This is a genomic window from Pseudonocardia sp. SID8383, from assembly GCF_009864975.1.
Taxonomy (GTDB): domain Bacteria; phylum Actinomycetota; class Actinomycetes; order Mycobacteriales; family Pseudonocardiaceae; genus Pseudonocardia; species Pseudonocardia alni.
The window spans coordinates 30,428-44,257 of the sequence record NZ_WWFY01000650.1 but is presented as its reverse complement, the minus strand read 5'-3'; the positions used below and the strand labels follow the sequence as shown (position 1 = coordinate 44,257).

Sequence of the window (13,830 nt, the reverse complement as noted above, 5' to 3'; positions counted from 1 at the left end):
AGCCGCCGGCAGTCCCAACCGTCCCGGTCGCGGACCTCCTCGGCGGGGAGCGGGCCGCCCTCGCCGCCGTCGCTGGTCTGCGCCTGCGTGATCGCAGCGGTGCCGCGGTGCACCAGCCGGTCGTGCTCGACCGGGTCGCCCGGGACGCGGCCGCCGGCGTGCGGCACGGGCTGACCGGGCCCGGCGACGTGCTCGGCGGGGGGAGCCCCGGGTACGGGATCTACCCGACGACCGACGGATACGTCGCCGTCGGCGCGGTCGAGCCGCACTTCGTCGCGCGGCTGGGTGACGCCGTCGGCCGCACCCGTACCGAGCTCGCCGCGCGGTTCGCCACGGCGGACAGCACGCACTGGCAGGAGCTCGGCAACGAGCTCGACATCCCGATCGTCTCGGTCGGGCCCACCGTCGACGACACCCTCCAGGAGATGCGATGACCACCCTCGCCGGCGTCCTCGCCCGCACCGCCCGCCGCTGTCCCGACCGGGTCGCCGTGCAGTTCGGCGACGTGGCGCTCACCTACGCCGAGCTGGACCGCGCGGTGGACGAGCTGGCGGCCGAGCTGGCCGGGCGTGGTCTCGAGCAGGGCGACCGCATGCTCCTGCTGGCCGGCAACAGCGACGCGTTCGTCGTCGCCGTCTACGCCGGACTCCGCCTGGACGCGATCGTGGTGCCGATCAACCCGCGCTCGGCACCGACGGAGATCGACTACCTGGTCACCGACACCGGGGCCCGGCTCCTGCTGTTCGGGCCCGAGGTCGCCGACGGCGTCCGGGCGTGGCACTCGCTGCCCGACCGGACGGGCGACGCGGAGCCGCTGGCGCTGGGCACCGTCGAGGGATACGAGGACGTCCGCGCGGCCGCCCGGGACCACGCCGCCCGGCCCACCCACGTCGAGGTCTCCGAGGACGACGACGCTCTGATCATCTACACGTCCGGGACCACCGGGCGGCCCAAGGGGGCACTGTTCGACCATCGCCGGGTGCTGTGGGTCGGGATCAACTCCAGCATCGGCATGGGTCTGCGGGACGGGGAGCGGATGCTGCACGTCGCACCGCTGTACCACTCGGCGAGCCTCAACATGCTGCTACTGAACGGGGTGATGCTCGGAGCGACCCACGTGATCCTCCCGGCGTTCGAACCGGCCACGGTGGCCGACACCCTCGCCCGCGAGCGGATCACGTTCTTCTTCGGCGTCCCGACGATGTACACCCACCTGCTGCGGCTGCCGGACCTCGCCGCTCGCGATCTCTCGCGCCTGCGGATCTGCCTCTACGGCGCCGCACCGATGCCCGCCCGCACCGCCGAGGCCCTGGTCGCAGCGCTGCCCGACGCCTGGATCGTGCAGGCGTGCGGCCAGACCGAGGGCGGCCCGGGCGGCATCCTGCTGCACCACGACGACGTCGTCGCGCGCCCGGAGGCCAGCGGTCGGGTCGCGGTGCCCAACACCGAGGTGCGGATCGTCGACCCGAGCGGGAACGACGTCGAGCCGGGCACCGTCGGCGAGATGATCATGCGCGGCGAGTCGATGATGAAGGGCTACTGGCGCAAGCCGGAGGCGACCGCCGAGACCGTGCGCGACGGATGGGTCCACACCGGCGACCTCGCCCGGATCGACGAGGACGGCTACATCACCCTCGTCGACCGCCTGAAGGACCTCATCATCACCGGCGGGGCCAACGTCTACTCCGCGGAGGTGGAGGGTGTCCTCGCCGCACACCCCGCGGTCGGCGACCTGGCCGTCGTCGGGCGCCGGAGCGAGGAGTACGGCGAGATCGCCGTCGCCGTCGTCGACCTCGCCCCGGGCGCCACGCTCACGCTCGACGAGCTGCGCGAGTACGGCCGCACGCATCTCAGCGGCTACAAGCTCCCGCGGGAGCTCACGATCGGCGCCGTGCCGCGCAACCCGTCCGGCAAGATCCTCAAGCACCGGCTCCGGGGGGCCCTGGATGGCTGAGGAACGTGAAGGATTCCCGCACCCGCTGACAGGAGACGCCGCATGACCCGAGAAGCCGTGATCGTCGACGCCGTCCGCACCCCGGTCGGCAAGCGCGGCGGGCAGCTGCGCGACTGGCACCCGGTCGACCTGCTCGCGCACACCCTCACCCACCTCGTCGACCGCACCGGCGTGGCCCCGGACTCGCTGGCCGACGTGATCGTGGGCTGCGCCCTGCAACGCGGCGAGCAGACCGGCAACGTCGCCCGCACCGCGCTGCTCGGCGCCGGGCTGCCGATCGGTCTGCCCGGCACCACCCTGGACCGGCAGTGCGGCTCCGGTCAGCAGTCGGTCCATTTCGCGGCGCAGGGCGTGCGCTCCGGCGAGTACGACGTCGCGATCGGCGCCGGTGTCGAGTCGATGTCGCGGGTCGATCTCGGTCCGCTGTTCGACCCGAGCGGGCCGCGGGGCGAGTGGTACGGCGAGCGGGCGCTCGCCCGGTTCGAGGGCAACCTGCCTGCCCAGGGTCCGTCCGCCGAGCTGGTCGTCGCCAAGTGGGGCTACACCCGCGACCAGCTCGACGACTTCGCCGTCCGCAGCCACCAGCGGGCCGCCGCGGCGACCGACGCCGGGCACTTCGCGGCGCAGCTCGTGCCGCTGGAGGGCGTCGACGGCCCGATGACCCGCGACGAGGGCATCCGCGCCGCGCCCGACCGGCAGCGGATGGCCACGTTGACGCCGGTCTTCGACCCGGCGGGCGCGATCACCGCCGCGAACTCGTCCCAGATCAGCGACGGCGCCGCCGCGCTGCTCGTCGCCGACCGGTCGTACGCGGAGGCGGTGGGCCTGCGGGCGCGGGCGCGGATCGTGTCGATGGCGGTCGCCGCCGACGACCCGGTTCTGCAGTTCACCGCGATCCTCGCCGCCACCCGCGCCGCGCTCGACCGGGCCGGGCTGACGATCGTTGACATCGACCTGGCCGAGGTCAACGAGGCGTTCGCGCCCGTCCCGATGCTCTGGCGCGACGAGTTCGGCTACCCGGACGACCAGCTCAACGTGAACGGCGGCTCGATCGCGATCGGCCACCCGCTCGGCTCGACCGGCGGACGCCTGCTCACCCAGCTCCTCGACGAGCTGGAGCGTCGCGAGGCCCGCTACGGCCTACTCACCGTCTGCGAAGCCGCCGGCATGGCCAACGCCACCGTCATCGAACGCCTCCCCTGACCCCACCCGCGCACCGACGAAGGAGTCCCTCGTGCCGGCACCCACCCGCACCGTCGTGACCGGATACCCGTCCACGATGGGCGACGACGTCCAGCTCAACACCACCACCCTGATCCGGCACGCCGCCCGGACCCACGGCGACCGCGAGATCGTCTACCGGCTCCCGGACGGCGGCTGGGGCCGCTACACCTACGCCGACGCCTACGACCGCATCGTGCGCGGGGCGAACGCCCTGGCCGGCCTCGGCGCCGGCCCGGCCACCCGGGTCGGCATCCTCGACTGGAACAGCCGCCGTCACTACGAGCTCTACTGGGCGATCCCCGGTCTCGGGTCGGTGATGGTGCAGCTCAACCTGCGCCTGGGGCCCGAGGACCTCTCCTTCGTCGTCGCCGACAGCGGGACCTCGATCGTCTGCGTGGACGAGACGCTGCTGCCGGTCGCCGAGGCCGTGGCCCCGATGCTGCCCGACGTCACCGCGTGGGTCGTGCTGACGGACAAGCCGCTCGACCAGATCAGCACGACGCTGCCGAACGTGCACCACTACGAGGACCTCGTCGCTGCCGCGGCGCCCCGGATCGACTGGCCGGAGATCGACGAACGCTCCGCCTACGGCGCCTGCTACACGACCGGCACCACCGGCCGGCCGAAGGGCGTCTACTACTCGCACCGCGCGATCTGCCTGCACTCCTTCTCGCTCGCCACGAACATCGGCATGACCCTCGACGACTGCACGATGCTGATCACGCCGATGTTCCACGGACAGGCCTGGGGCCTGCCGCAGGCGGCCACCCTGACCGCCAACAAGATCGTCTTGCCGGGCCGGTACACGGCCGAGGACACCAGGCCGCTCACCGACGCGCTGATCGCCGAGGACGTGACCGTCACCAACGGTGCTCCCGCGATCTTCGGGCCGATGCTGGACTACATCCGCTCGCTCGAGGACAAGCCCGACCTGGGACGGCTGCGGATGATGTCGGGCGCGACCGAGCCGCCGCTGTCGTTGATGCGCGGCTTCGCCGAGCTGACCGGCGCGGAGATCGTGCACGCCTACGGCGCGACCGAGACCACGCCGCTGGTCACCATGAACCGGTACAAGCCGGGCGTGCGTGCCCGGCTGTCCGGTGACGACCTGCTCGAGCTCAAGCGCAAGCAGGGGCTCCCCGCCACCCTGGTCGACGTCCGGCTCGTCGACGCGGCCGGCGAGGACGTCCCGCACGACGGCGTCGCCCAGGGCGAGATCTGTGTGCGCGGCCCGTGGATCACCACGCGCTATCACAACATGGCCGATGCCGACGACCGTTTCACGGGCGGCTGGTGGCGCAGCGGCGACGTCGGCACGATCGACCCGGACGGCTACCTCAAGGTCACCGACCGGCTCAAGGACGTGATCAAGAGCGGCGGCGAGTGGATCTCCTCCATCGACATGGAGAACCTGCTGGCCGGCCACCCCGCCGTCGCCCAGGCGGCGGTCGTCGGGCTGCCGCACCCCAAGTGGCAGGAGCGGCCGTTCGTGCTCATCGTCCCGACCCCCGGGCACGAGGTGACGCTCGCGGACCTGCATGCGCACCTGTCGTCGGCGTTCGCGTCCTGGCAGCTGCCGGAGTCCTTCATCACGGTCAGCGAGATCCCCCGCACCAGCGTCGGCAAGTGCGACAAGAAGACCATCCGCACGACGTGGGCCGGTCACTACGGCGGTACCGATGACTGAGCAGCCCACCGAGACCCTGGTCTCCGCCGAGCGGCACGGCCCGGTCGCACTGCTCACGCTGGAGCACGTCGGGTCCTACAACGCGCTCGGCCGCGACCTGGTCGCCGAGCTGACCGGCCGGCTCACCGACGCGGCCGCCGACCCGGATGTGCGCGTCGTGGTCGTCACCGGCGCCGGCCCGGCGTTCTGCGCCGGCGCCGACATCGCCGAGGTCCCGGCCATGATCGGCGCCGCGCCGACCGACGAGCTGCCGTTCGACCGGCTCTTCGACGTCCTCACCGACTACCCGACACCGACGGTCGCGGCCGTGCGCGGCATCGCGTACGGCGGCGGGTGCGAGCTGGCGTTGGCCTGCGACATCGCGATCGCCGGCCATTCGGCCCGGTTCGCCGTCCCCGAGGTCAAGCTCGGGGTCATTCCCGGGGCCGGTGGCACGCAGCGGCTCGTGCACGCCGTCGGCAAGGCCAAGGCGATGCGCATGCTGCTGTCCGGCGACGCGGTCGACGCCGCATGGGCCTGCGACGCCGGGCTGGTCGCCGACGTGGTCGACGATGACGAGGTCGTCCCGGCCGCGATCGGGCTGGCCCGCCGCATCGCCGGGAACGCGCCGCGCGCCGTGGCACTCGCCGCGGACGCCGCCCGCCGAGCCCACGACCAGCCGCTGCGGGAAGGGCTGGCGACCGAACGCCACAACTTCCTGCGCGCGCTCGGCACCGACGACGCCCGCGAGGGGCTGTCCGCCTTCACCGCGGGCCGCACACCAGCCTTCACCGGCCGATGAGAGGGAGCATCCGATGATTCTCGACGACTACCGCGCCCCCTGGGCCACCCAGGAGCTCGACGACCTCCGCGGGCTCGCCCGCACCTTCATCGCGAAGGAGGTCGTGCCGAACCAGGAGCGCTGGGCGGCGGCGCACATGGTCGACCGCGAGTTCTGGCGGGCCGCCGGCCGGGCCGGGCTGCTCTGCATCAGCATCCCCGAGGAGTACGGCGGCGGCGGCGCGACGTTCGCCCATGAGGCCGTCATCGCCGAGGAGCAGGCCCGCGTCGGTGACGACGCCTGGGCCAACATGGTCCACAGCACGATCGTCGCGCACTACATCAACGCGTTCGGTACCGAGGAGCAGAAGCAGCGCTGGCTGCCCGGCATGGCCTCCGGTGACCTCGTCGGCGCGATCGCCATGACCGAACCCGGAACCGGCTCGGACCTCCAAAGCGTCCGCACCCGCGCCCGCCGCGACGGCGACCACTATGTGATCGACGGTGCCAAGACGTTCATCTCCAACGGCACCCACTGCGACCTGCTGGTCGTCGTCGCCCGCACCGGGGACGACGAGGGCGGCAAGGGGCTGTCCCTCATCGTCGCCGAGACCGAGGGCCTGGAGGGCTTCGAGCGCGGCCGCGTGCTGGACAAGATCGGCCAGCACGGCCAGGACACCCGGGAGCTGTTCTTCTCCGGCATGCGGGTCCCGGCGGGCAACCTGCTCGGCACCCAGGGACGCGGCTTCGCACAGCTGATGCAGCAACTGCCGCAGGAACGACTGATCATCGCGGTGGCCGGCGCCGCGGCCGCCACCGCGGCAGTCCGCGAGACGATCGCCTACGTGAAGGAGCGGGAGGCGTTCGGTCAGAACCTGATGAGCTTCCAGAACACCCGCTTCGTGCTCGCCGAGTGCGCCACCGACGCGACGGCCGCCCGCAGCATGGTCGACGGGTTCATCCCCCGCCACATGGCGGGCGAGCTGGACGCCGCGTCCGCTTCGATGGCGAAGTTCTTCTGCACCGACGTGCAGAACAACGTCGTCGACCGCTGCCTGCAGCTGTTCGGCGGGTACGGCTACATGAACGAGTACCCGATCGCGCGCATGTTCACCTCGGCCCGCGTGCAGAAGATCTACGGCGGCACCAACGAGATCATGAAGGAGCTTGTTGCCCGGTCCCTGTGAGAAGGCCGTCCACCAGATGGAGCGTCGATATCCCACGAGAGGAACCCCTACCGGGACACCCCCGCGCCGACCAGCGCTGAAGCATCGGCCCAGTACGAGGCGTCCCGTAAGCCTGGTTCGGTGAATAGTTCCGGTGAGGGGGCCATAACCGGCACACTGCCCCGGTGACCGGACTGCTGATCGGCTACGCCCGCTGCTCCACCGACGCCCAGGACCTCACCGCTCAACGCGACGCCCTCACCGCGCTCGGCGTCGCGACCGAGCGGATCTACGTCGACCACGGGCTCACCGGCACCAACCGCGCCCGACCCGGGCTACGCGAAGCCCTTGCCGCATGCCGCGCCGGCGACACCCTCGTGATCACGAAGCTTGATCGCCTCGCCCGCTCGGTGCCCGACGCCCGTGCGATCGCCGACGAGCTCACCGCCGGCGAGATCAAGCTCTGCATCGGCGCCTCGGTGCACGACCCCACCGACCCCATCGGCCGGCTACTGTTCAACGCACTCGCCATGATCGCCGAGTTCGAGGCCGACCTCGTCAGGATGAGGACACGCGAGGGCATGAAGGTCGCCAGAGCCAAGGGCCGGCTGCGCGGCAAGCAGCCCAAGCTCTCACCGCGACAGGAAGCCCACCTCGTCTCACTCCACGCCGCCGGCGAGCACACCATCAGCGAGCTTGAGGAGCTCTTCTCCGTCACCCGCTCCACGGTCTACCGAGCGCTCTCCCGCGCTCGCGCGAAGGTGGGCTGACCCGGCCCGGCAGTTACCTTGCACCTCGGGTCATCGCGAGTCCTGGGTACTACCGCCGCGCCTGGCGACGAGGTGGGCAACACCTGCGCCGCCAACCGCGATCTCCCCCCGCGCAACCACCATCGGCAGCTCAGGAGGCTACTCAGCCGTATCCGCCCGATTTTCGGCGAGTACTACGGCGACCCCCTCCCCGCTCGACGAGCGCCACGACGAGGAGCACACGATGAGCACCTGCACCCACCCCGGCGCGCACGTCCACGGCCTGATCGGCTCCGGACCGGTCCCCGTGGCGCCCGAGGAGACCCGGCTCGCCCTGGAACCGGCCGAGTGGGGCCACCTGTCCGGGCCGTTACGGCCCGGGGAGCGCATGTCGGCCTCGATCGGGGCGTGCAGCAGCTGCGGGGCGCTGGTGGTGTCCGTGTCGACCTGGCACCCCACCGACGGCCGTGGAGAGCACGCGGTGCAGTACCGGACCCCCTGGACCGCGATGTACGGCCGCAGCCCTGACGAGCCGGTGCCCGCTGACCCGACCGCGCGGCCCGGGCTCCCGGTCACCCTGGTCGGCCCGGGCGGGGTCGACCTCACACCCCGCGGAGCGTGAGGTGAGCACCGGCGGCGGGCGGATCAGACGGATCGCTGCCGGTGCTCGTCACCTGAATCGCCGTCCGCCCGCGTGGACAGGTGCACGGCGACCCACGTAGCCCCGACGATGATCGCCAAGTCAACGGCAGGGTGGGCAATCAGCGTGATCAGGACAGCTGACGGGGCGATGACGGCAGCAGAACGACCGCCGGTCCCGAGTCCCTTCCGCCACTCGCTCGCGACCAGCGCGGCCGCAACCACCGCCAGCAGCGCGGCCACCGCGGCATTCACGGCGGCGAACCCGAGCGCGAAGAAGACCAGCACGCCAACGCCCCAGCCCGGGCCAGCTCCGGAGACCAACGGGACCTCGCTCGATCCCCGGGCCCTGCGCTCTCGCCGAGCCGCACGCCGATCCTCACGGGCGATACCGCGTTCGTATTCGGCTCGGATGCGGTTCTGCTCGTCGGCCAAGGCCCGGGCCTGCTCGCGCCCTTGGAGGCGGCCGAGCCGCAACGCTTCACAGTCCGGGCAGTCACGATCGCTGCCGAAGAAGTGGCGCCCGCATCCGCTCACGCCCCGATTCTACTACAACTGGCGTTGAGATGATCTGCACGTCATGTCAGAACATGCCCACGGGCTCTGAGTCTCCTCCCGGCCACTGGATCGTGATGGTGGCTCCGGCGGCCGCTGCTTTGCAGAGATAGACGTGCGATTCCACGATCTCGTCGAGCGCGGCCACCACGTCGCCGTCATGGGACAGTAGAGCTATTTCCAGGATAGTGCGTGACCCGTCGGTCAAGTGCTCGCGGAGTCCGTCCAGCGGATCGGACGGGCCGATTCTGTCACGCGCGTTTCTGTCATATCGTCACCATACCGACTCAGTCGCCGACTCGGAGGAGACGGCGCGACCTGTTTCGGACCCCCCGCAGGAGACTCACTTTCTCGGGCGATGGCACGCACCGCGTCGCCGTCCGCCCCCCGGCTGAGCGCGCCCAGTCGAGCACGGCGCCGCGGCGCCGGTTCCCAGCCGCACCGCGGCCTCATGCAGACCGCCGCGCCGCCGTCTTCGGTCCTAGGTTCGCTTCCAGCGCGTACCCGCCTTGTCCTACGTCGTTGCTTCCGACGTCGACAAGCACACGCAGCCGCACAGCAGCCGCTCACGCAGCCTCAACTACAGCGACCAGCACATGATTACAGCAGCTACCAGCGTCATCATCATTTGATCTCTACTCTCACAACACACCTATGCACAGTGTTGTGATCTTGGTCGGGTCCGGTACGATGGGCTCGTGCTGCGCATCACCGCCATCGGCTCCGGAGCGGTCGAGTACCTGCTCCGCGGCTCGGGGTGCCGCGAGCACGACCACGCCGTCGAGAAGGCGGCGGGCCAGCAGGGGCCGGAGTACTACACCGCCGCCGTGGAGCACGGTGAGGCTCCGGGCCGGTGGGCCGGGTCGGGCATGGAGGCGATGGGGCTGGAGTTCCGGGCCGGGGACGCGGTGAACCCGGACGACGTGCGGGCGGTGTTCGGGCAGCTCCGCCGCCCGGAGTCGACCGAGGCGGAGCCGGAGTTCCTGGGGCGCCGGCCTGCGCATTTCCGCACCGAGGCGGAGCGGTACAACGCGCTGGCCGCGAAGGAGTCCGGCGAGGTCACGCCGGAGCGTGAGCGGGAATTGCGGTCCGAGGCTGCCACGTCCGGGCGGAAGCCGGTGGCGTACTACGATTTCACGTTCTCTGCCGTGAAGTCTATTTCCGTGTATGAGGCTGCTTTGCGGGCGACCGGTCAGACGGAATTGGCTGACAAGGTGGTGGAGGCGCACAATCGAGCGGTTCAGGTCGCGTTGGAGTACGCCGAGTCGCGGGTGATTTTCACGCGGACCGGGTCGCACGCTCGCACGGTGACCGGGAATGAGTCGATCGGTCGGCACGAGGCCGGTACTGGCGCGGTGTGGACGGTGTGGGCTCACTCCACGAGCCGGGAGAACGAGCCGCAGATGCACACGCACGCGGCCCTGTTGAACCGGACGGTGACCGAGGCCGGGAAGATCGGCGCTCTCGACGGCGCGAGTTTCCGGGCCTACAAGGAGGCCATTGCCGCCGCCTACGAGCGGGCGACCGAGCAGTTCGTGACCGAGGAGACCGGGGCGCGGTTCGAGCTGCGCCCGGACGGCAAGGCCCGCGAGATCGTCGGCATCGACCCCGAGGTGATGGCGGAGGCGTCGACGCGGCGGGGGCAGGTGACCGGGCTCGTCGCCGAGCGCGTCGCGCTCTACCGGGATCGGCACGGCAAGGAGCCGGACGCGGCCGCGATGAAGCGGATCACGGACATGGCCGTGTACGAGACCCGGAAGGCGAAGGGGCCGGAGTCCGGGCCGGCCGCGGTCGCGCGGTGGAGCGAGCAGCGGACAGAGCGGTTGGCCGCGATGGTGGCCGATGTCGAGGCGGCCGGACAGCGGGCGGCCGGGCCGGTGTCCGCGGGTGGTCACGTGTCCGGTGGGGCGGTGGCCGTTGACCGGCTCGCCGGTCACGGCGTGGCCGCGGGTGCGGACACGGCCGCGGACGTGGCCGCTGCGCACCTGCGGGACGTGTCCGCGTCGGCCATCGAGGACGTGCAGGCGTCCTACTCGGTGTGGACGCTGGGGAACCTCGCGGCCGCGATCGACAAGCGTCTGGGGTCCGCGGCCGATCTCGGCGTGGCCGCCGAGGATCGCCCGGTCCGGTTGGAGGAGATCGCGCGGGAGGCGCTGCGGTCGGTGGAGGTTGTGCAGGTCTCCACGCCGGACCCGGTCGAGGTTCCGGAGTCGTTCCGGCGCGCGGATGGCGGGTCGATCTACCGGCGCGCGAACGCGGAGCGGTACGCGACTGCCGCGCATCTGGCCGCGGAGCAGCGGGTGTCCGCCCGGATGGCCGCCCCGCTGGCCGGTGCGGTGACCGCGGACAGCGACGGGCTGGACGTGGAGGCACTGCGGTCGCGGCTGGCCGCGGCCGGCCTGTCCGGTGACCAGGTCGACGCAGTGGCCGGGATCATCGGGTCCGGCCGTCTCGGTGACTGCCTGGTCGGCCCCGCCGGGACCGGGAAGTCCCGCACGGTCGGTGAGCTCGCCCGGGTGTGGGCAGAGCACGCCGATGGCCGCGTGCTCGGTCTCGCCACGTCGCAGATCGCGACGCAGAACTTGGCCGGGGACGGCTTGGAGGCGCTCAACACGACCCGGTTCCTCAACGGCTTCACCGCGGACGAGGCGGGGGAGGTCCGTGACCGGCTCACCGGTCGGGACCTGGTGATCGTCGACGAGGCCGGGATGTCGTCGACGCAGGAGCTGGACCGGATCGTCGAGCTGTGCTCCGCCGCGGGGGCGAAGGTGGTCCTGACCGGTGACCATCACCAGCTCGACGCGGTCGGTGCCGGTGGCCTGTTCCGGCAGGTGATCGCCGAGCGCGGCGCGTACGAACTGCACGAGGTGCACCGGTTCCGCGCCGAGTGGGAGCGCGAGGCGAGCTTGAAGCTGCGCGGCGGGGACCCGTCCGCGTTCGACGCCTACAACGACCGTGGCCGCGTGCACGCGGGCACGTGGGAGGAGATGCAGGCCCTCGCCGCCGAGCGGTACCTGTCGGACGTCCTGGACGGCAAGGACACGCTGCTCATCACCGGCACCAATGAGGGGGCGGGGGAGCTGTCGGCGTCGATCCGGGACCGGTTGATCGAGCTGGGGCGGGTCGAGGAGGCTCCGGTCGCCTACGTGCGCGGCGCCAAGGGAAAGCAGGAGGTGTCGGTCGGGGACCGGGTGCAGGCACGGCTCAACGACTACCGTGCCCGCGTCGACCGTGGCCCGGGCGCGGCCGTGGAGCCGGACCCGGTGACGAACCGGGCGCTCTACACGGTGGTCGGGCGGCACGCGGAGTCCGGGGCGCTGCTCGTCCGGGACCAGGGCGGCGCGACCGCGCACCTGCTGCCGGGCTACGTGCGGGAGCACGTGACGTTGGCCTACGCGGTGACCGAGCACGCCAGCCAGGGCGTCACGGTGCAGCGCGGGCACTACCTGCCCGACCGGGATGCGACCCGGGAGGGCGCGTACCCCGGTCTCACCCGTGGTGCGGAGGAGAACCACGTCTACCTGCCCGCGGTGCGGGCGGCGGACGAGCACGACCCGGAGCGGGTCGAGGAGTCCGCGCGGGAGTGCTTCACCGGCATCTACACCGCCAGCTCGGCGCAGCGCAGCGCGACGGACACGCTGCGCGAGGGGCAGCGGGCCGCGGGCTCGTTCGCGATGGCGGCCGCGACGCTGGACGCGGTGTCCGATGACCACGCCCGCGGCCGGTACGGCGCGGTGCTGGCCGAGGTGCTCGGCCCGGACGCCGCGGCCGCGGCCGCCGACGACCGGGCGGCGTACGGCCGGTTGTTGCAGGCGACGCGGGAGGCGGAGATCGCGGGGCACGACCCGGCCGCGGTGCTGGCCGAGGCGGTCGGGGTGCGCGGCCTGGACACCGCCGAGAGTGTGCCGGACGTCGTCCGGTGGCGGCTCCGGCAGCTGACCGAGGCCCGGGTTCCGGAGCGGGCCGTGGACCCGGCGGACTGGACGACGCGGGTACCGGCCCCGGACGGGACCGAGGCCGGGCAGTACGTCGCGGACCTGGCCGCGGCGGCGACCGAGCGTCAGACCCGGTTGGGTCGACAGCTCGCCGAGGAGCCGACCGGGTGGGCGTTGAGCCAGCTCGGCGACGTCCCGGAGGTTGGGCAGGTCGCCGAGCGGGCCGCGTGGGAGCGGTCCGCGGGTGCGGTGGCCGCGTACCGGGAGATGGAGCGGGTACCGGCCGATCAGGAGTCGATCGGTGCGGCGCCGTCGCGGGAGTTCCCGCTCCGGCGGGCGTTGTGGCAGTCCGCGCGGGACGCGCTCGGCCCGGTCCCGGACGATGTGGTCGACCACCGTGCGCTCACCGATGGGGAGCTGTACCAGCGCACCGAGCGGTGGGCGCGGGAGCAGGCCGTCGCGCCGGAGTTCGTCGCGGACAAGATGCGGGAGGCGTACCGGGCCGCGCACGAGCAGCGGGTGCGGGTCAGCGCGCGGACCGCCGAGATCGGCGCCGCAGGCGATGGTGACCCCGACCTGCCCCGGAAGATCGAGGAGCGTGCCTCGCTCCGTCGGATGATGCAGTGGCAGCAGCAGCGGGCCGCCGACCTCGAGAACAGCCACGCGCACCGGTCGAAGTGGGCCGAGGCGCACCGCGACGTCGCCGAGGATGCGCGGCTCGCCGCCGAGGAGCTGGCCCGGCGGAACCGGGCGGCCGACCGCGCCGGCGCGGTCACGCCGGATCCGCGCAAGGTCGGGCCGGACGCCGCGCCCGGCCGTGGGCAGGAGCCGTCCGTGCGGCGGCCGGCCCCAGCCGATCACCGGGACGTCGAGGGCCGGGACGTCGAGGGCCGGTCGAGCGGAGCGGCGCGGCGGGCGGTGCCGACCACGGCCGAGGCGATCGAGACGCTCCGGACGGCCCGGCAGACGTCCGACGAGCGGCGTGCCTACCAGCGCGGCCACGACGCCGCGCAGGACACCGCACGCACGCAGGGGGCCGCCGCCGCGGCGGAAGCGGAGCGGCAGCAGCGCACAGCCGGGTACGACCATGTCCGCACCCAGCGTGAGACCGCCACGGTCGAGCGCGGCGCCGAGCAGGACGGGCCCACGATCGAGATGTGAC

At 72.4% G+C, this 13,830-nt stretch carries 10 protein-coding genes; 9 read left to right on the top strand and 1 reads right to left on the bottom strand.

Annotated elements, in window-relative coordinates:
- The 8 genes from GTW08_RS15975 to GTW08_RS15940 form a co-directional block, all read left to right on the top strand.
- Window positions 1–434 (top strand): CoA transferase (locus tag GTW08_RS15975; protein ID WP_202417235.1); only part of this gene is annotated, 434 nt, incomplete at its 5' end.
- A complete protein-coding gene (locus GTW08_RS15970; protein ID WP_161152138.1) occupies window positions 431–1,954 on the top strand; it encodes a class I adenylate-forming enzyme family protein in 1,524 nt (507 codons plus the stop codon). The genes GTW08_RS15975 and GTW08_RS15970, both read left to right, overlap by 4 nt.
- Window positions 1,955–1,996: 42 nt before the next feature.
- Entirely contained in the window at window positions 1,997–3,157 is a 1,161-nt protein-coding gene (locus tag GTW08_RS15965) for a thiolase family protein (protein WP_161152137.1), read from the top strand.
- A 31-nt stretch (window positions 3,158–3,188) separates the two neighbouring features.
- Window positions 3,189–4,865, top strand: coding sequence for a long-chain-fatty-acid--CoA ligase (locus GTW08_RS15960; protein WP_224404173.1), 1,677 nt, complete (start codon window positions 3,189–3,191; stop codon window positions 4,863–4,865).
- Entirely contained in the window at window positions 4,858–5,646 is a 789-nt protein-coding gene (locus GTW08_RS15955; protein ID WP_161152136.1) for an enoyl-CoA hydratase/isomerase family protein, read from the top strand. The genes GTW08_RS15960 and GTW08_RS15955 overlap by 8 nt, the downstream gene beginning before the upstream one ends.
- A 13-nt stretch (window positions 5,647–5,659) precedes the next feature.
- Window positions 5,660–6,811 (top strand): acyl-CoA dehydrogenase family protein, encoded by a 1,152-nt coding sequence (locus GTW08_RS15950; protein WP_161152135.1) that lies wholly within the window; start codon window positions 5,660–5,662, stop codon window positions 6,809–6,811.
- 164 nt (window positions 6,812–6,975) lie between these two features.
- Window positions 6,976–7,560, top strand: a complete 585-nt coding sequence (locus GTW08_RS15945) for a recombinase family protein (RefSeq protein WP_161152134.1) — start codon at window positions 6,976–6,978, stop codon at window positions 7,558–7,560.
- 223 nt (window positions 7,561–7,783) lie between these two features.
- A complete protein-coding gene (locus tag GTW08_RS15940; RefSeq protein WP_161152133.1) occupies window positions 7,784–8,161 on the top strand; it encodes a hypothetical protein in 378 nt (125 codons plus the stop codon).
- A 23-nt stretch (window positions 8,162–8,184) separates the two neighbouring features.
- Here GTW08_RS15940 and GTW08_RS15935 read toward each other — a convergent pair whose 3' ends face one another.
- Window positions 8,185–8,715 carry a hypothetical protein gene (locus GTW08_RS15935; protein ID WP_161152132.1) on the bottom strand — a complete coding sequence of 177 codons (531 nt, stop codon included), beginning with the start codon at window positions 8,713–8,715 and terminating at the stop codon, window positions 8,185–8,187.
- Window positions 8,716–9,431: 716 nt separating this feature from the next.
- Here GTW08_RS15935 and mobF point away from each other — a divergent pair.
- Window positions 9,432–13,829: a MobF family relaxase gene (gene mobF, locus GTW08_RS15930; protein WP_161152157.1), complete on the top strand. Its 4,398-nt coding sequence runs from the start codon at window positions 9,432–9,434 to the stop codon at window positions 13,827–13,829.
- The last annotated feature ends 1 nt before the right edge of the window (window position 13,830 follow it).